Genomic DNA, 17,454 nt, shown 5'->3' on the forward strand with positions numbered 1-17,454 from the left:
CGCTCCGGCGCCGCCGCGGTGGCAGGTCGTGCCGCACGGGTCCGGGGCACGACGGACGGCATCGCGGTGGCAGGGCGTGCCGCACGGGTCCGGGGGCACGACGGACGGCATCGACGCCGGTCCGGGGGACACGACGGAGGGCACGGGTGCGAAGGACGCCACAGGTGCCATGAGTGCGGCCTTCAAGCGGTCGGCCCGGCATGCCCTCCCACCGGAACGGCGGCGCGGACGACGGCCGACGGGACCGTCACGGCGCACCGATCGGCCCGGTGCCGGGCTCAAGAGGCAGCCGCAGGGCCCGGACCGCGAACGAGACGGCGTGGTACCACCCGCAGATCAGGACCACTTCGAGTGCCGCGTCCTCGCCCGCTACCGCGACCAGCGACCCCCAGGTCGCGTCGCGGAGGTCGCACGTCCGGTGGAGCTCGTCGACCGCCTCCAGTACGGCCCGGTCGTCCGCGTCCCAGCAGTCGTCGGCCGGCATCCCGGAGGCCAGCGAGGCGAGTTGCTCCGCGTCGAGACCCGCCTTCCCGGCGAACACGGCCACGTGGACGCCCCATTCGTAGTCGGCGCCGCACAGCGCGGTCGTCCGGTCGATGACCAGCTCGCGGCGGCGGACGGTGAGGGCGGAGCGCCGGGAGAAGTAGTAGCGGCCCCAGCCCGCGACTCCGCGGGCGAGTTCGGGGCGCCGGGCCCAGACCCGGAACAACTGGATCGGCGGCCCGAGGAGATCGAGGGCCGCCGCGGTCTCCTCGTCGTACGGCGGCGCGAGGGGTTCGATGCGCGGTTGCTTCGAATTCAGAGGCATGGCGGGATGCTAATGTCGGCGCTTCGGAAAGGGAAGCAGATGACGCGACCGACCCCGCTGCCCGGCCGACGGGTCCGCGGCTCACACACCGGGCGCCCGATCATGGCGCTGCTCGACCTCCTGGGGCGGCGCTGGGTGCTGCGCGTCCTGTGGGAGCTGCGGGACGGCTCCGCGCCTACCTTCCGGCAGCTCCAGCAGCGGTGCGACGGGGTGTCGTCAAGTGTCCTGGCGGACAGGCTCCGTGAACTCGCGGAGGCGGACCTCGTCGAGCACACGGGGGAGGGCTATGTGCTCACCGGACAGGGCACGGCCCTGCTCGAACGGCTCGCGCCGCTCGACGCCTGGGCCGCGGACTGGCGCCCCAGGCCGACGGGCGACTGAGCACCGACACCGCATCGGTGCCGGGGTGCCGGGGTGCCGCGGGCGCGCGGTCGCGCGGTCGCGCCCGCCAACTCCCGTGCTCCGCAAGGCGACATGATGTGCGAGACTCGATGATCGTCAGCACCCCAGGTCACCTCGCGCGACGGAGTCCGCCATGACGACCGGCACCCCCAGCCCCCAGCAGATCGACACGAGCAAGGCGCACCCCGCGAGGGTGTACGACTGGCTCCTGGGCGGCAAGGACAACTACCCCGTCGACGAGGCGGTGGCCGAGAAGCTCCCGGCCGAGGCGCGCGACGCGGCCCGCCAGAACCGTGAGTTCATGCACCGGGCCGCCGCCTGGCTCGCCGGACAGGGCATCGACCAGTTCCTCGACATCGGCACGGGCATCCCCACCGAGCCCAACCTCCACCAGATAGTCCAGCGACTCGCGCCGGCCGCGAAGGTCGTCTACACGGACAACGACCCGATCGTGCTGCGGCACGCGGAGGCCCTGCTGGTCAGCCGCCCCGAGGGGGCCACCGACTACATCCAGGCGGACGTCCGCAAGCCGCGCGAGATACTCGAACACGCCCGGGGCGTCCTCGACTTCGAGCGTCCCATCGCCCTGTCCCTGATCGCGCTGATGCACTTCATCCCCGACGACCAGGACCCGTACGGCATCGTGAGCGATCTGCTCGCCGCCCTGCCGTCCGGCAGCCACCTGGTGCTCTCCCACGCGGCGTCGGACCTCTACCCGGAGCTCGCGGAACAGGTCACCGCCGAGTACGCGAAGGGCGGCATCCGGCTCGGCTTCCGCACCCGTCCCGAGGTCGACCGCTTCTTCGACGGCCTGGACCTCGTCGACCCGGGCCTGGTGACGGCCCCGGAGTGGTTCAAGAGCACCCCGTCGCCGTCGCCCGAGGGGAGCGGCATCTACGCCGGCGTGGCGCGCGTCCGCTGACGGCCGCCGCTCCGCGCACATCACGACGAACGGGTGCGCGTGGCCACGAATGCGCGCACGGTCACGAATGCGCGCACGGTCACGACCACCCGCGCGCCGCGACGAGCGGAGCGCGCGGAGCGGCCGGGCCCACCCGTCGCGGCTTCAAGTCGCGGCTTCAACAGGACGCCAGGTCAGAGGTGTTCACCCCCGAGAAGGCCCGGCGGCGAGGTCTGGGAGACTGAGACCCTGTGACCACACACTCTGATCTTGCTCGCCGCATCCATGCCGTCTCCCATCTGACCGGGCAGTTCACTCTGCGCTCGGGCCGCACCGCGACGGAGTACTTCGACAAATACCGCTTCGAGGGCGACCCGGTGCTCCTCGACGAGACGGCCCGCGCGATGGCCTCCCTGGTGCCGGCCGGCACCGAGGTGCTGGCGGGCCTGGAGATGGGAGGGATCCCCGTCGTCACCGCACTGGGCCGGCACACGGGACTGCCGTGCGCGTTCGTCCGCAAGCAGGCCAAGCCGTACGGCACTTGTCGTCTCGCCGAGGGCGCGGACGTGGTCGGGCGCAAGGTGCTGGTGGTCGAGGACGTCGTCACCAGCGGCGGACAGATCGTGCTGTCGACCGCCGATCTGCGAGCCCTGGGCGCGGAGATCGGCGCGGCTCTGTGCGTGATCGACCGCGAGCAGGGCGGGACCGATGCCCTCGCCGCCGAGGACATCGAGCTCATCTCCCTGCTGACCGCCAGGGATCTGCGGGACGCGGTCTCCGACCGCCCGTGAGACGGGCCGCGTTCTCAGCTGCCGTCGGGGTCCGGCGCGCCGTTGCCGAGCACGGCCCGGAGCGCGGCCTCGATCTCGAAGCGGGCGTCGGGATCGGCGAGGGCGTCACCGAACAGACGGTGGACCTGGTGGAGACGCTGGCGGGCGGTCTGGGGATGGATCCCCAGGCGCGCGGCGATCTCCGGCGCGGTGCCGTGCGGGGTCTGGAGGCAGGCCAGCAGGGTGGAGGCGAGCCGGTCGCGCTGCTTGGCGGTGAGGGACGCCAGGGGCTCGAGCCGGCGGGCGGCCATCAGGCGCACCAGGGCGGGATCCGCCAGGAGCAGCAGTTCGGTGAGGGAGGGCGCGGTGACCGGCGCAGCGCCCGGCGCCGGCACGGCGCCCGCCGCGCGCAGGGTGCGGGCCCAGCGCAGGGAGTCCGCGGCCTGGGACGGGGGTACCGCGGGGCCGACGACGGCCCCGGTCTCCCGCAGCAGGTGCTGAAGGCGCGGGTCGGCGAAGAGCAGATGCGGGGTCGGGACGACCAGGCAAGGGGACGTCCCTTCGAGATCGGCGAGTACCGGCTCGGGCAGGCGGTGCCGACGGAACGACGTCGACGGGCCGTCAGAGGACGCTGATGCGGCGCGACTCGGCACCGTCGTGCCCCACGCGCCGGCCCCGGACCTCGGCGCGACGGTCGCGGGAGCCGTTCCGCGGCCGGGCTCGGGCATGGGGCCGAGCGCGACGGCGGCGACCGTGTCGGGCAGGGGCCAGTCGGCTTCGGCGGCCGCACGGCGCAGGGTCTCGAGGTCGGGGCCGCTGCCGCCGGTGAGCAGGATCAGGAGGCGGTGCCGGCGGCGCCCCGCGGTCCCGGCGGCGTCCGCCTGGGCGTCCGCGTAGGCCTGGACCGAGACCGCGGCGATCTCGTCGATGTGGGTGAAGACGGCATCGGCGAGCAGGGCGACCGCCTCGGTGCCGAGGGCCAGCCGACGGGCGACGCGCGCGTACCGGCGCCAGGCGACACGCGCGCCGAGCCGGTAGGCGGCCTGGAGCGCGTCGAGGCTGCGGCCCTCGACCAGTTCTCCGCGCCCGAGCGCGCGGTAGACGGGGGTACGGGCGGCCTCCAGGGGGCCGCCCGCCGCGGTCACCCGGTCGGCGAATTCCGCGAGAGCGGTCTCCACGCCCTGCTGGATCGAGGCCCCGAATTGCCCGGACAGCGGACGGGAGAACTCGGGAATCTGGGATCTGATCTCGTGAATTATTTCGGCGGCGACCGTGCGGTTCTCTTTCTGGAGTTCGGCGCCGAGACGCCGTGGAAGAGAGACCCACGGTCCACCGCGCGGCTCCCCGCCGGTGCCGGGTCCCGCCCTGGCCGCGGCCCTCCCGGTCGTTGTCATCCTGCGGATTATGAGCCTAAGTTACCGACGGGTCAAGAGATTTGGCAAAGATCAACTAACACTGTTAGTTGACCTGTCCTCAGGGGTTTCCCGCAGCTCGTCAGCCTGGCCGTCCCCGAAGCGCGCACTTGAGTGAGTGGTTTCCCGGCTCTCGTACTTCAGAGGTGACACGGCCCTGAGTGACCGGACCGCGTATCCCCGGCGTCCGTTGCCAGCCATTCCCGCCTCTCTTACTTTCGCTTCGACCGCACCGCAATTCCAGAACATGGGACGGTACTGGAAATGAGACGCAAGGCATTCCGCAGCGCCCTGGTCGCTGTGACCGCGGCGACCGGACTCTTCGCCGCGAGCAGCGGCACGGGCTATGCGGCAGATGATCCTCAGGACGTCGAATACAGCTTCGCCGCCGGGTTCCTGAAAGGCTTTTTCAAGGCCGGTGAGGCGCCTCCGGGCGCGAACGACTGGAACTGCCGGCCGACCGCCCGGCACCCCGAACCGGTCGTCCTGGTGCACGGCACGCTGGAGAACATGAACGACATCTGGCGCGGAGCGTCCCCGCTGCTCGCCAACAACGGTTACTGCGTCTACGCGTTCAACCACGGCGGATCCTCTCCCACCGCCCCGGTCCAGGCCGTCGGCCACATGGCGGACAGCGCCGGCGCCCTCGCGGCGTTCGTGGACCGGGTCCGGGCGGCGACGGGCGCCGCCGAGGTGGACATCGTGGGCCACTCGCAGGGCGGCGGACCCGTACCCCGCTACTACCTGAAGAACTTCCCCGGCGCCGCGGGCAAGGTCGACAAGCTCATCGGCATCAACCCGTCCAACCACGGCACCACGCTGGACGGACTGACCGAGCTCGGACGGGCACTGCACGCACTGGAGCCGATCAACGACCTGCTGGACGACGACTATCCCTCGCTCGTGGAGCAGGAGGTCGGCTCGGACTTCAACCGCCGGCTCGACGCGGGCGGGGACACGGTGCCCGGCGTCGACTACACGGTCGTCGCGACCAGGTTCGACGAGGTCGTCACCCCGTACACCAACGCGTATCTGACCGCCGGTCCCGGCGCGTCGGTGAGGAACATCGAAGTCCAGGACACCTGCCTCCTGGACGGCACGGACCACCTGGAGGCGCCCTACGATCCGGTCACCCTCACGCATGTCCTCAACGCGCTCGACCCGTCGCACCCCCGCAAGGTGCCGTGCCAGGTGGTGCTGCCCCTGACCGGCCCGGTCGTCCCGACGGGCTGACGTCACGGGCCCGTTCGCGTGCCGGCCCGACCAGCCCCTGCGGACACTGTCCGAGGCATCGAGGCGAGGCCTCGGACAGCGCGTCGGGCCCTGCCGTGGAGAGCCGGCAGGGCCCGACGCCTTGCGGGGAGGTCAGGCCGTGTGGAGCGTCAGACCGTACCGGTTGAGGATCTCGTTGACGGGCTGGAACCAGGTCTCGCCCCCGCTGGAGCAGTTGCCCCAGCCGCCGGAGGTGACCCCCTGGGCCTGGTCACCGCTGATGAACGAGCCCCCGGAGTCGCCGGGTTCGGCGCAGACGTTGGTCTTGGTCATCTGATGGACCGCGCCCTGGCTGTAGTTGACGGTCTCGTTCTTGGCGAGCACCGTGCCGCAGTGCCAGTGGGAGGTCGATCCCGAGCGGCAGATGGAGGCGCCCACGGGAGCCTCCGCAGAACCGCGCACGAGCTGGTCGGAGACCGTTCCCCAGCCGAGGACGACGGGAACCGTCCACCAGCCGCTGCCGACGTTGACCCAGGCGTAGTCGTTGTCCGGGAACGACGAGCCCTGGAAGTTGCCTATGTAGGACCTGTCCCAGCCGCTGACGCCCGCCCCGGGCTGTCCGCAGTGTCCCGCGGTGACGAACCCGCCGTACACGGAGAAGCCGATGGAGCAGCGGACGTTGCCGGTGTAGTACGGGTCGCCGCCCACCGTCCCCGCCGCGAGGGTCCGCGGCGCGCCCGCGGTCTCCTCGACGGTCACGGGGCCGGCCTTGCGGACCTTTGCGAGGAAGCGCTGGACATCGTTGTCATCCCGCGCGCTCGGGGCGACGTTCACGATCACGGTGCTGGCCTTCGGGTCGACGTGCCAGCCGCTGACGCCCGCCGGTGCGGACAGCGCGTCGATGCGCGCTCTGGTGGCGTCGAGCTGTCGCGCGGTGTGTGCCACGGTGCGGACGGTCGCTCCGGTGGCCTGTACCGCCCGTCGTGTCGCGGGGGACGCGTCGGAGGTGACGCCGATGGTCAGCCGGCTGTCGGCGGCGTCGAACCAGGAGCCCCCGAAGGAGGTCCGTGCGGCTCGACGGGCCTTCGGTTCCACGGCGGTGGCGCGCTGCTCGGCGGCCAGCCGTGCTGTGGCCTCGGTCTTCGACAGGTGCAGATCCCGCCGCATGGCCGAGAGGAGGGCGGCGGAGGCGGGGGCCTCGGCCGACCGGCCGCGTATCGGGGAGTCGCTGGCCGAGGCGGGCAGGGTGCCGGTGGTGACGCAGGTGCCGAACGTGAGCAGCGCGGCGAGGCCTGCGAGCGTGGAGGTGGTGCGTCTCATGGGGGTTGCCCTTCGTCGTTCCATCTGGGTGGGGGTGGAACAGAGCCCTGAGAGCGCTCTCAGTGTGGTGCCGCGGCAGAGCCTAACGGGTGATCATGGGCAGGTCCATGCCAATGCGAGAGGCAATTGGCCCGGAGCTGACACTGTGTGATCTCCGGCCTTCGGCGCAGGGCCGGACGGCTCCCGGCCCGCCCGGAAGCCCGGGCAGGGCGTATGCCGCGGGCCGGCATGGGCGTGCGGCCGGGCATGGGCGTACGTCGTGGGCCGGCATGGGTGTACGTCGTGAGCCGGGCATGGGCGCGAGGACGGGTTCGCCCGGCACGTGGTCGTGCAGACGTCGCGCGACGTTCAGCTCTGGCGCGGATTCGGCTTCAGGACGGCGAACACCGCCTGGCTCGGGTCCGCCAGCCAGGCGATCCGCCCGACCTCCGGGACGTCCTCGGCCGGCATGAGGACCGCGCCGCCGTTCTCCCGCACCGCGGCGACGGTGGCGTCGGCGTCGGCCACCGCGAAGTACGGGACCCAGCGGGCCTCCTCCTGCTCCGACCGGAGCGGGGCCACGCCGCCGAACGAACCGTCCTGCTGGTCGCCGTCCCGGATGCTCAGCACCCGGTAGGTCATGCCGGGCGCCTGCATCTCCAGGGAGCGCCAGCCGAACAGCCCGTCGTAGAAGCGGATCGCGGCTTCCGGATCGCCGACGTGCAGCTCCACCCACACCAGAGTGTCGTCCTCGGACGTCGTCTCCAGGCCGCCGGTGCCGGGTTGCAGCACGGCGAACTCCGCGCCCTGGGGATCGGTGAACTGGGCGAACGACGCCTCACCCATGTTCGCCGGCTCGACCCGCACGGTCCCGCCGCCGGCGACCACGTCACGGGCGGTGGCCTGGATGTCGTCGCTGTGGAAGTACGTCGTCCAGGCGGGCCGGGCTCCCTCATCGGTCAGTCGCCCGAGGGCGCCGACGGTCCTGCCGCCCTTCTGGAAGAAGCCGTATCCGCCCGCGTCGGGCCCGGCCGACACGTACTGCCACCCGAACACCGACCCGTAGAAGGCCGCGGCCGTGTCCGTGTCCGGGCTGCCGAGGTCGATCCAGTTGGGCGAGCCGGTGCGGAAGTCGGTGCCGAGCATGTCGTGCCTCCTGCGGTGCCGGGTGCGGACCTCGCCACTATGCCGCCTCGACGGGCGCTGTTCGGCGTACCCGTCCCGATGTCCCGAGGGAGTTCACCCGGGCCGGGGACCGGGCGGGTGGGGATCACTTCTACCTCTGCGGGGTCGGGTGGCCCTGGGGATGACCGTCGTGGTGGGCCGGGAGGCGGGGGCGATGGTGCACCGGCGCCCGCTGGATGAGCAGGAGGGCGGCGTCGTCGGTGGGGCGGTGGCCGACGTGGTCGACGAGGTCCTCGTGGATGCGCTGCAGAAGGGCTTCGGGGTGCCCGGTGGCGAAGGCGGCGACCCGTTCGGCCAGCGGATAGAAGGCCCCGCTCGGGGAGCGGGCCTCGATGACGCCGTCGGTGTAGAGGATGAGGGTGTCGCCGGTTCCCAGCTCGAAGGGTTCGGGGTGGTGGCTGATGGCCGGCAGTTCGCACATGCCGAGGGGCGGCACCGGGCTGCGCGCGTGCAGGACCGTGACCTCTCCGTCCTGGAGCAACAGGGGAGGCGGATGACCGCAGTTGATCAGCATCGGCTGGGGACCGTCGTCGGGGATGTCGAGGACGAGAGCGGTGATGAAGTGCTCGCCGGGGTCGAGCGCGGTGTCGGCGACTTCGTCCATGCCCCGGCAGACGCTCACTTCGAGCGCGGAGGTCAGTTCGGGCAGGGTCGCATAGCGGTGGGCGCCCTCGCGGAAGGCGCCCAGCAGCACGGATGCCTCGGCGATGGAGGCGAGCCCCTTGCCGCGGACGTCGCCGATGATGACGCGGGTGGAGGAGTCGGCGGCCCGGGTGACCGCGAAGAGGTCGCCGCCGATGCGCGCTTCGTCCTCGGCCGCGAGGTACAGCCACGCCACGCGCAGGGGGCCGACGCGGCGGGGCGGCGGCCGCAGGAGGACGCGTTGCGCGGTCTCGGCCACCGAGCGTGCCCGGCTCAGCTGCCGGGCGCGGCGTTCGCGCAGGAAGCAGACGAGGACGACCAGGCCGGAGAGCACGGTCAGGGCGATGATCTGCGCGACGTGGTTGGACGTCGTCAGACCTCCGTGGAGGGCGGCGATGACGATCTGCGCGATCACCGCGAGCGCTCCGACGAGGGCGGTGACCTTCGGTCCGGCGAGCGAGGCGGTGAGGGCCGGTGCGATGACCAGCAGCGGACCGAGGTGGATGTCGGTGGGGGAGTGGACGTCCACAACCGTGATGACCACGATCAGCGCGAGGGGAATGAACACCCACCCGCGGCCCGGCGGCTGATCGGCGAGGTGGTCCACTGACACGCGCCGGATGTCCACACGCCTATTTTGCCCCGAATTCACCTGACTGTCGCCTGTCGTCAAGGTGGGCGGCATCTGCGGCGGGGTGGCCGCGCGCCCGGGAGGGTGCGGTGTACGCGACGGCGGCCGGCTCCTGGAGGAGGCTCGGGCGGTGACGGTTGCGGTGGCGGTCCGGCGGGGCGGTGCCGGATGGCCGGATGCGGCCTGTGACACGCCCGTGACAGTCGGCGGACGTGGTGATGACGTCGGCAGGTCAGTCTTTTTGAACCAGGACAAAACGCCTCAATCGGGCATTTGCCTACTGCTTCCGAGGGTGTGGGCAGTGACGACCCGGCCGACCCGTCGACAGAGAAGGAAGACCTCATGAGCCCCGCCCTCACCGCCCCGATCTCCACCCCGACCGCCCCGGCCGCCTCGGTCTCCAGCTCGTCCGCCCCGGTCTCCGCTCCGGCCGCCGAGACGTCCGCCCCTGGCGCCCAGGCCGACGCCGCGACCTCCGAGGCCGACGTCCCCGCGCTGGCCCCGCGGGAACGCGAGACCCTGCGACATATCGCCGCCGGCTGCACCTACCTGCAGGCGGCACGCCAGATGGGACTGTCCAAGCACACGGTCGACGCCTACCTGCGCCGCATCCGTGCCAAGCTCAACATCACCACCACCGCCGAGATGACCCGACTGGCCATCTCCCTCGGCCTGTGACGGCCGCGCGGCGGAACCGCGGAGAGAGAATCGGAGCATGGCCTTCCGTTTCCGTGGCGGACGGGCAATCCCCAGGCGTGGGCGGACCGTATATACGGATGTGACGAGATTCAGGTTCCCGGTGGGCCGTCTTCCGGACGAAGCACTGTTGTCCGGGCTGGCCGGCGGTGATCCGGAGCTCGCGGTCACCTTCGTACGAAGGTTTCAGCACACGGTCTTCGGTGTCGCCATCGCCGTCACGGGTGATCCGCAGCTCGCCGAGGACATCGCTCAGCAGACGTTCGAGCGGGCGTGGCGCCACGCGCAGATGTACGACGCGCGTCGCGGTTCGGTGAAGACCTGGCTGACGGCCATCGCCCACAACCTCGCCATCGACGCCGTCCGGTCGCGGCGGCTGGAGCCGGTGGCGCCCGAGGATCTCGAAGCGGTCCTCGACGTGGTCAGCGACACTCCGGAGCAGCACGCGCTGGCCGACGAGGCCTCCGCCCGGCTGCGTGCGGCCGTCGCGCAGCTGCCGCCCGAGCAGGGCCGTGCCCTGGTGATGGCGGGCATCTACGGCATGACCGCCCAGCAGGTCGCCGACTCGGAGAAGATCCCGCTGGGCACCGCGAAGACGCGCATAAGGACAGCGATGGGCAAGCTGCGCACGACGCTTGCGTCTCCGAAACGAGGCGACCATGTCCAGTGAAGTGACCTGCGAGAAGGTGCGCGAGGTCGGCGCCGAGCTGGCGCTCGGCGTGCTGCCCGGCCGCGAGCGGGCCGGCGCGGTCGCCCATCTCGACGAGTGCGCGGGCTGCCGGGAGTACGTCGAGCAGCTCACCCTCGTGGGGGACGGCCTCATCGGGCTGCTCCCGGGCAGCGAACCCCCGGTCGGATTCGAGGCCCGGGTGGCGCAGTCACTGACGCGGGAGACGCGCGTGCGCGAGGCCCGCAGGCACGGTGCCCACTTGCGTGCGCCGACGGCACGCGAGACGGCGCACGAGACGTCCGCGCACGAGACGTCCGCGCATGAGACGTCCGCGCATGAGACGTCGGCGCGCGAGACGGCCGTGCGCGAGACGCATCCGCGTCCCGGCGAGTACTCGGCCCGGCGCAAGGGCAGGCGCGGACGGATGCGGCCCCGGGTCGCCGCCGCGGCGGCCGCGGTCCTCGTCACGGTCGGTTTCGGCGGCTGGGCCGCCGGTACGGCCATCGAGAACGTCGTGGCCGGGCCCGCCGCCACGTCCGCCGGCGCCGACAGGGAAATGCTCTCCGGCGACCTGATCTCGACCGTCGCCCAGAACAAGCCGAGCGGCGAGGTCTACGCACACACCGACCCCGAGGGCTGGGTCTACATGACCGTCGATCTCGCCGAGGCGGGAAACCCCTTCAGCGGCAAGATCGACTGCCTGTTGGAGCACAAGGACGGCAGCACGGTTCGCGTCGGCACCTTCACCTTGCGCGACGGCCGTGGATCCTGGGGGAGCCCGGCCCGAGTCGACCCCTCGGCAGTCTCCGGCGCCCGGGTCGCGACGCCCGACGGCACCGTGCTCGCATCGGCACAGCTGGGCCCCGACGACGCGGGGGGCCACCAGGAGTCGTCCGCAGGCCCCGCGGCGAGTCACCAGAAGTGATCCGCGGGTTCCGCCGGCGAGCACACGGCGGAGCGGACCGGACCATCTCTTCCCGTCGTCCCGTCGTCCCGTCGTCCCGCGACACGTCGTCGGGCAGGCCCTCACCCGTGTTTCGACAGGTCTCGCCCGGTGTCCGACCGGTCTCGATCGGCCGGTGCCGGCTCGTGGGCCGTCCTGCGCGACAGCTTGGGCGCGGCGCCGTGTGCGGTCCTGTCGCCGAGCCAGACGAGGAAGGTCAGGACGAAGAGTGCCTCGACGAGCACGGACAGGGGGCCGTAGGGCGGTTCCCAACCGGGCTCGTAGTAGCCGCCGGGCAGGCCGACGGTGCGCGACAGCACGAAGCCGACGATCATGCCGAGGCTGACGAGGGCCCCGGTCAGCCAGGCGATCAGCGCTCGCTTCATCAGGATCAGTGCCACGGCCACGCCGAGCATGACCGCACTGCCCACGGCGAACAGGACACCGATGTAGAACATCTCCTCCAGGTGGTCGGGGACGAGGATCGTGTGGAGCACCGTGTTGGTGACGGCACAGCACACGCCCAGTCCCCGCAAGGCCGCTTCGGCAGCGTTGTGGGACGTCATGGCGACTCCAGGTGTTCATGGGCACGGGCAGGGCCCACGGGGGACACGGGGAAAGGCGTCCCGGCCGGGGGATCGCCGCGCGGTGCGGTACGGACCAGAGCGCGGCACGGGCCGGATCGCGGGCGGGCACCGGCCGGCCGGGACGCATCCGCGCGCCGGGCGCCACCGTGGGACACCCCGCGCCGGTCACCACGTGGAGCCCGGCGTCGCGGAGCTGTCGTCTCGGAGGGATCGCCTCCTGTCCATGCATACGAAGAACAGCCCTGTAGGGATTGCACGACTCGGCGACGAGCGGACGGCGGGAGTGCTCGAACCGGCCCGAAGCCGGACCCGCCGACAGCCGCGGACCGCGCCCTTTCGCACGGCCGTCCCCCTTCTCGTACATGCGTCCGGCTCCTCAACGTGCGTTTCGCGCATCCGAGATGAGCCTTCGGGGTTGCTGCTCGAAGCCGACGGGCGATTGGCTATCGTGACGGCATGTCCGCCCCAGAACTGATCCGCATCGTCTCCCGCGACTCGCCCATGGCCCTGGCACAGGTGGAACGGGTGCGCGCCGAACTGGCCGTGCTCCACCCCGGGATCCGCACCGAGGTCGTGCCGGTGAAGACCACCGGCGACAAGTGGATGGGGGATCTCGCCCAGGTCGAGGGGAAGGGCGCGTTCACCAAGGAAGTCGATGCCGCGCTGCTGGACGGACAGGCGGACCTCGCGGTGCACTGCGTCAAGGACGTGCCCGCCGACCGCCCGCTTCCGGCAGGCACGGTCTTCGCCGCCTTCCTCCGGCGCGACGACATCCGCGACGCACTCGTGCACCCGGGCGGCCTCACCCTCGACGAGCTGCCCGCCGGCACCCGTGTCGGCACCTCGTCGGTGCGGCGCGTGGCCCAACTCGCCGCGTCCTACCCCCACTTGGAGTGCGTCCCGATGCGCGGGAACGCCAACCGCCGCCTGGACAAGCTCGCCGCGGGCGATGCCGACGCCCTCCTGCTGGCCGTCTCCGGGCTCGAACGCATCGACCGTCAGGACGTGATCACCGAGATCCTCCCGACCGACGTGATGATGCCCCCGATCGGTGCCGGGATCCTCGCGCTCCAGTGCCGGGAGGGCGACTCCGAACTGATCGACACCGTCAGCGCCCTCGGCGACCCCGACACGCACCGGGAGGCGACCGCGGAGCGGATGTTCCTCCATGTGCTCCAGGGACACTGCAACTCGCCCATCGCCGGGTACGCCAAGGCCGAGCGCAACGGCGATCTGTCGCTGCGCGCCTGCGTGTTCACCCCCGACGGCAAGACCGTTCTCAACGCCCACGAATGGGCCGGGCCCCTCGACCCGGCCACGCTCGGCACCGCGGTCGCCGTCGCCCTGCTCCGCCAGGGTGCCCGCGACCTCATCGACTCCATCGCCCACTGAACCGGCTCCGTCGCCCACCGGTCCGGCGTGGCACGACGCCGGTGCGAGAGCGTCCGGCGGGCGACGGCCCGCCCGGCGCGGCGATCCGCCCGCCGCGCGGGCCGGCGTACCGCTACCTCAGGGCCCTCAACAGACCGGCGATCTCGCTGAATCCGCGTCGCTCGGCGTGTTCCAGGGCGGTCACGCCGTCACCGTCGGGCAGGTCCGGCGTGGCGCCCGCCGTGACGAGCAGTTCCACGATCTCCTGGTGCGCGCGCCCGCCGTCGCCGAGGATCACGGCCTCCAACAGGGCCGTCCAGCCGAGGCGGTTGACGTGGTCGACGTCGATGTCGGTCTCCCGAAGGACGGCTCGTACGTAGTCCACGTGGCCGCGTTCCGCCGCGGGGATGAGGGCGATGCCGCCGAAGCGGTTCCGCAGTTTCAGGTCGGGGCCCGCTGGGAGCAGGGCGCGCATCATGGCGACGCTGCCGGTCACCCCGGTGACCAGCCAGGGACTGTCGTCGCGGTCGTCCTGGGCGTTCGGGTCCGCGCCCGCCGCGAGGAGCACCTCCGCGGCGGTGACGTGGTCGCCGACCGCGGCGAGGAGGAGTGGGGTACGGCGGTGTTCGTCACGGGTCTCGGGGTCGGCGCCCGCGGTCAGTGCGGCCCGCACGGCGTCGGCGTCACCCTCCCCGGCGGCGTCGAGCAGAGTGCGTTGCTGCGTGTTCATGGTGGCTGTGCTCCCTTTGTTGCACCTGCGGGCGGGCCGGAAGGGTCCACGGATCCCGTCGGGCGGGCCGTCCGGGTCACGCGGACCCCTGCGGCGCGAGCCGGCACGGGCTCGTGCCGCAGGGGTCATCATGTGTCGGCCGGCGGATCGGTCACCGGATCAGTGGCCCAGCGCCGCCGCGCCCGCCGCCGCGAACTTCTCGTCCAGGTCGCCGGAGGGTGCGCCGGCGACGCCGATCCCGGCGATCGGGGCACCCTTGGCGGCGACGGGCACGCCACCCCCGAGGAACAGGGTGCCGGGGATGTCCTTCAGGTTCGGAGCCTGCTCAAGACGCTTGGCGAGCTCGGAGGTGGGCGCGTTCCAGGAGACGGCCGTGTACGCCTTGCGCTGGGCGGACTCGTACGACTGCGGGCCCGCGCCGTCGCCCCGCAGGGTGACGACGGTGTTGCCGTTGCGGTCGACGACCGCGACGGTGATCTTCTGGTTCTCCCGCTCGGCGGCGTCGAGCGCGGCCTGCGCGGCCTCGGTGGCGGCGTCGACCGTGAGGTGCGTGGACGTGGTGGTGCTGCCGCTCTTCACGTTCGCCACGGGAGCGGCCGCGGGGGAGGCGGGCGCCGAGGCGTTCGCGGAGACCGTGCCGAACGTGCCGGCGGCGACGGCCGCGATCACGGCACCGCCGGTGGCGATGCGGGCACGGCGGGAGAGCTTCTTCATGAGGTCGACTCCTGGTGTCGGAGGGCAATCGGTTCTTCCGCTCTCCAGCCTGGTGCCGTACGCGGTCCGGTCCGGTCGGCGTTCCGGCTGGTGACCGGCCGCCGACCGGCCGACGCCCGGGTCAGCCGATCGGATGACCCCGAGGTCGCCGAGACTGGCGACAATGGGAGTGTTTGACCTGGCAGGAGCGGTGGAGGAGGTGGATGACGTGGACCCGGAGGCGGACCGCAGGTACGACACCGAGGCGGGCGCTGACCCGGCGCGCGCCGCGTCATCGCGAACGGACCGACGGCGGACGCGGTCCGCGCGGACGGGCCGGGACCAGGCGTCCTCCGCGCGGACGGGGGAGAACCAGGGGTCCTCCGCGCGGACGGGTCAGGACCACGCCTCCTCCACGCGCACGGGAGGCCGCGATCACGCGTCCTATGCGCGAGCGGCCCGGGACCGGGCGGCGTACGCGCGAACAGGCCGGGACCACGGGGCGTACGCGCACCCGGACCCGACGTACGACGCGGACGGCCCTTGGCTCGGCGCCGTGATGCACGTGGCGTTCTTCCTGCTGCTCGGCGGCGCGCTCGCCCGGTTCCTGCTCCGCCACCCCGGTGAGCCCCGCACTCCGTGGATCATCGCGCTGTCCGTCGTCCTGGCCCTGCTCTACGCGATCCCGTCCTCCGGAACCGCCGCGGCGAAGGGGCGCTGGGCGCCGCTGGGCCGGGACGCCGGCCCGGGCGGCGAGGGCGCGCGGCCCACCGCGCTGGGGCTCGGCCGGCTCGCCGTGGTCGTCGCGGTGTGGATGGTCCTCGTGGTGCTCGCGCCCAGCTTCGCCTGGTGCGCGGTGCCGCTCTTCTACACCGGGCTGCGCATGCTGCCGACCCGGGCCGCCCTCGTGCTGGTCGCCGTGCTCACGGTGTTCGTCGTCGCAGCGCAGCTCCGTCTCGCGGGCCGCTTCGATCCGAATCTGCTGCTCGCGCCGCCCGCCGTCGCCGCGATCGCGACCGCCGTCTTCCTCCAGATGGAGCGGCAGACCGCGCGCCAGCGCGCCCTCATCGACGATCTGATCCGCACCCGCCGTGAACTGGCCGCGTCCGAGCGCCGTGGTGGGACCCTCGCCGAGCGGCAGAGGCTGTCGATGGAGATCCACGACACGCTCGCCCAGGGGTTGTCGAGCCAGCAGATGCTGCTCCAGGCCGCCGACCGGCTCTGGGAGTCCGACCCGGCGCGGGCACGCGCGCACGTACGGACGGCCGAGGCCGTCACCCAGCACAACCTCGACGAGGCGCGCCGCTTCGTGCACGACCTGGCCCCGGCCGATCTCGCCCGCGGCGGCGGCCTCGACGACGCGCTGCGCGCGCTGGCCGCCCGTGAGTCCGGCGACCGGCTCACCGTCCGGGTCCACGTGGACGACAGCAGTCGCGCGCCCCGCCTTCCGGAGCGGGTCCGGTCCGCCCTGCTGCGCATCGCCCAGGGCGCCCTGGCCAACGTACGGGAGCACTCCGGTGCGCGTACGGCCACCCTCACCCTCACGCTCCTGGAGGACCAGGTCGTCCTCGACGTCGCCGACGACGGTCACGGCTTCGCACCCGAGGACGCGTCCGCGTCCGCACCCGGCGTCCGCGGCCACGGGCTGCCCGCGATGCGCGCGCGGGCCGGCCAGCTCGGTGGCACCCTCACCGTCGAATCCGACCCCGGCGAGGGCACCGTCCTGTCCGCCGCGATCCCCCTGGAGCCGCCCCGGTGAACGGCGCACACGACGCCTCCCGCCCCGTCCGCATCCTGCTCTGCGACGACCACGCCGTCGTACGGGCCGGTCTGCTCGCCCTGCTCGGCAGCGCCCCGGACATCGAGGTCGTCGGCGAGGCGGGCACGGGCGAGGAGGCGCTCGCCCTGACGACGAAGCTCGATCCGGACGTGGTGCTCATGGACCTCCAGCTCGGCGACGGCATCGACGGGGTCGAGACCACCCGTCGTCTCACGGCCGCTCCCGGTGACCGCCCGCACGTCCTCGTCCTCACCACGTACGACACCGACGCCGACATCACCCGCGCGATCGAGGCGGGGGCGACGGGCTATCTGCTGAAGGCCGAGCGGCCGGAGGAGCTGTTCGCCGCCATCCAGGCCGCCGCGCAGGGCCGTACGACGCTCTCGGCCCCGGTCGCCAGCCGGGTGATGGCCAACATGCGCAGCCCGCGCCCCACCCTCACCGACCGCGAGCGGGACATCCTCACGCAACTCGCGCAGGGCCTCGGCAACCGGGAGATCGCCAAGGCCCTCTTCATCAGCGAGGCGACGGTGAAGACGCACCTCGGCCGGATCTACGACAAGCTCGGCGTCGACACGCGGGCGGGCGCCGTGGCCGTGGCGAAGGAACAACGCCTGCTGCCCTGAGGCCGTCACCGCCGGCAGGCCGTCATCGTCGGCCTGTCGGCGGCGAGGCTTCGAGCCGTCACGTGGCCGGGCACTGGCCGTCGCGGGGGCCGGAGG

The 17,454-nt window shown here is 72.5% G+C and carries 18 protein-coding genes; 10 read left to right on the top strand and 8 right to left on the bottom strand.

What is annotated here, in order from left to right; all coding sequences use genetic code 11:
* Positions 1 to 247: 247 nt before the first annotated feature.
* Positions 248 to 808, bottom strand: a complete 561-nt coding sequence (locus ACSYGO_RS40850) for a carboxymuconolactone decarboxylase family protein (RefSeq protein WP_426676406.1) — start codon at positions 806 to 808, stop codon at positions 248 to 250.
* A gap of 39 nt (positions 809 to 847) precedes the next feature.
* Between ACSYGO_RS40850 and ACSYGO_RS40855 the strand changes: the two genes are divergently transcribed.
* The 3 genes from ACSYGO_RS40855 to pyrE all read left to right on the top strand — a co-directional run bounded on the left by ACSYGO_RS40855 (position 848) and on the right by pyrE (position 2,902).
* Positions 848 to 1,189: a winged helix-turn-helix transcriptional regulator gene (locus ACSYGO_RS40855; RefSeq protein WP_426676405.1), complete on the top strand. Its 342-nt coding sequence runs from the start codon at positions 848 to 850 to the stop codon at positions 1,187 to 1,189.
* 154 nt (positions 1,190 to 1,343) lie between these two features.
* Complete coding sequence (locus tag ACSYGO_RS40860; RefSeq protein WP_426676404.1) at positions 1,344 to 2,132, top strand: SAM-dependent methyltransferase; 789 nt, start codon at positions 1,344 to 1,346, stop codon at positions 2,130 to 2,132.
* Positions 2,133 to 2,362: 230 nt separating this feature from the next.
* A complete protein-coding gene (gene pyrE, locus ACSYGO_RS40865; protein WP_460389850.1) occupies positions 2,363 to 2,902 on the top strand; it encodes an orotate phosphoribosyltransferase in 540 nt (179 codons plus the stop codon).
* A gap of 14 nt (positions 2,903 to 2,916) precedes the next feature.
* Here pyrE and ACSYGO_RS40870 read toward each other — a convergent pair whose 3' ends face one another.
* Positions 2,917 to 4,275, bottom strand: a complete 1,359-nt coding sequence (locus ACSYGO_RS40870; protein WP_426676402.1) for a helix-turn-helix domain-containing protein — start codon at positions 4,273 to 4,275, stop codon at positions 2,917 to 2,919.
* A gap of 282 nt (positions 4,276 to 4,557) precedes the next feature.
* On the opposite strand from ACSYGO_RS40870, the gene ACSYGO_RS40875 reads away from it, so the two are divergent.
* Complete coding sequence (locus tag ACSYGO_RS40875; protein ID WP_426676401.1) at positions 4,558 to 5,526, top strand: lipase family alpha/beta hydrolase; 969 nt, start codon at positions 4,558 to 4,560, stop codon at positions 5,524 to 5,526.
* 132 nt (positions 5,527 to 5,658) lie between these two features.
* Here ACSYGO_RS40875 and ACSYGO_RS40880 read toward each other — a convergent pair whose 3' ends face one another.
* The 3 genes from ACSYGO_RS40880 to ACSYGO_RS40890 all read right to left on the bottom strand — a co-directional run bounded on the left by ACSYGO_RS40880 (position 5,659) and on the right by ACSYGO_RS40890 (position 9,259).
* Positions 5,659 to 6,825 (bottom strand): S1 family peptidase, encoded by a 1,167-nt coding sequence (locus ACSYGO_RS40880; RefSeq protein WP_426676400.1) that lies wholly within the window; start codon positions 6,823 to 6,825, stop codon positions 5,659 to 5,661.
* Between the two features lie 348 nt (positions 6,826 to 7,173).
* A complete protein-coding gene (locus tag ACSYGO_RS40885) occupies positions 7,174 to 7,950 on the bottom strand; it encodes a VOC family protein (protein WP_426676399.1) in 777 nt (258 codons plus the stop codon).
* 130 nt (positions 7,951 to 8,080) lie between these two features.
* A complete protein-coding gene (locus ACSYGO_RS40890; RefSeq protein ID WP_426676398.1) occupies positions 8,081 to 9,259 on the bottom strand; it encodes a PP2C family protein-serine/threonine phosphatase in 1,179 nt (392 codons plus the stop codon).
* A 345-nt stretch (positions 9,260 to 9,604) separates the two neighbouring features.
* On the opposite strand from ACSYGO_RS40890, the gene ACSYGO_RS40895 reads away from it, so the two are divergent.
* The 3 genes from ACSYGO_RS40895 to ACSYGO_RS40905 all read left to right on the top strand — a co-directional run bounded on the left by ACSYGO_RS40895 (position 9,605) and on the right by ACSYGO_RS40905 (position 11,553).
* Positions 9,605 to 9,940, top strand: coding sequence for a response regulator transcription factor (locus tag ACSYGO_RS40895; protein ID WP_426676397.1), 336 nt, complete (start codon positions 9,605 to 9,607; stop codon positions 9,938 to 9,940).
* Positions 9,941 to 10,040: 100 nt separating this feature from the next.
* On the top strand, positions 10,041 to 10,628 hold the full coding sequence (locus tag ACSYGO_RS40900) for an RNA polymerase sigma factor (protein ID WP_426676396.1): 588 nt from the start codon (positions 10,041 to 10,043) through the stop codon (positions 10,626 to 10,628).
* Complete coding sequence (locus ACSYGO_RS40905) at positions 10,618 to 11,553, top strand: hypothetical protein (protein WP_426676395.1); 936 nt, start codon at positions 10,618 to 10,620, stop codon at positions 11,551 to 11,553. Before ACSYGO_RS40900 ends, ACSYGO_RS40905 begins: the two co-directional genes overlap by 11 nt.
* 101 nt (positions 11,554 to 11,654) lie before the next feature.
* Here the strand turns inward: ACSYGO_RS40905 and ACSYGO_RS40910 are convergent, their stop codons facing one another.
* On the bottom strand, positions 11,655 to 12,137 hold the full coding sequence (locus tag ACSYGO_RS40910; RefSeq protein WP_426676394.1) for a hypothetical protein: 483 nt from the start codon (positions 12,135 to 12,137) through the stop codon (positions 11,655 to 11,657).
* Positions 12,138 to 12,614: 477 nt separating this feature from the next.
* Here ACSYGO_RS40910 and hemC point away from each other — a divergent pair, with 477 nt between their 5' ends.
* Positions 12,615 to 13,550, top strand: a complete 936-nt coding sequence (gene hemC / locus ACSYGO_RS40915) for a hydroxymethylbilane synthase (RefSeq protein ID WP_426676393.1) — start codon at positions 12,615 to 12,617, stop codon at positions 13,548 to 13,550.
* Between the two features lie 112 nt (positions 13,551 to 13,662).
* On the opposite strand, the gene ACSYGO_RS40920 is transcribed toward hemC, so the two are convergent.
* Both ACSYGO_RS40920 and ACSYGO_RS40925 read right to left on the bottom strand, forming a co-directional pair.
* Entirely contained in the window at positions 13,663 to 14,259 is a 597-nt protein-coding gene (locus ACSYGO_RS40920; RefSeq protein WP_426676392.1) for an ankyrin repeat domain-containing protein, read from the bottom strand.
* A 159-nt stretch (positions 14,260 to 14,418) separates the two neighbouring features.
* A complete protein-coding gene (locus tag ACSYGO_RS40925) occupies positions 14,419 to 14,973 on the bottom strand; it encodes a GlcG/HbpS family heme-binding protein (protein WP_426676391.1) in 555 nt (184 codons plus the stop codon).
* Between the two features lie 538 nt (positions 14,974 to 15,511).
* Between ACSYGO_RS40925 and ACSYGO_RS40930 the strand changes: the two genes are divergently transcribed.
* Together ACSYGO_RS40930 and ACSYGO_RS40935 are read left to right on the top strand one after the other, a co-directional pair.
* Positions 15,512 to 16,711: a sensor histidine kinase gene (locus tag ACSYGO_RS40930; RefSeq protein ID WP_426676897.1), complete on the top strand. Its 1,200-nt coding sequence runs from the start codon at positions 15,512 to 15,514 to the stop codon at positions 16,709 to 16,711.
* Complete coding sequence (locus ACSYGO_RS40935; RefSeq protein ID WP_426676390.1) at positions 16,708 to 17,358, top strand: response regulator; 651 nt, start codon at positions 16,708 to 16,710, stop codon at positions 17,356 to 17,358. Before ACSYGO_RS40930 ends, ACSYGO_RS40935 begins: the two co-directional genes overlap by 4 nt.
* Positions 17,359 to 17,454: the final 96 nt, after the last annotated feature.

The organism is Streptomyces krungchingensis (assembly GCF_054729265.1).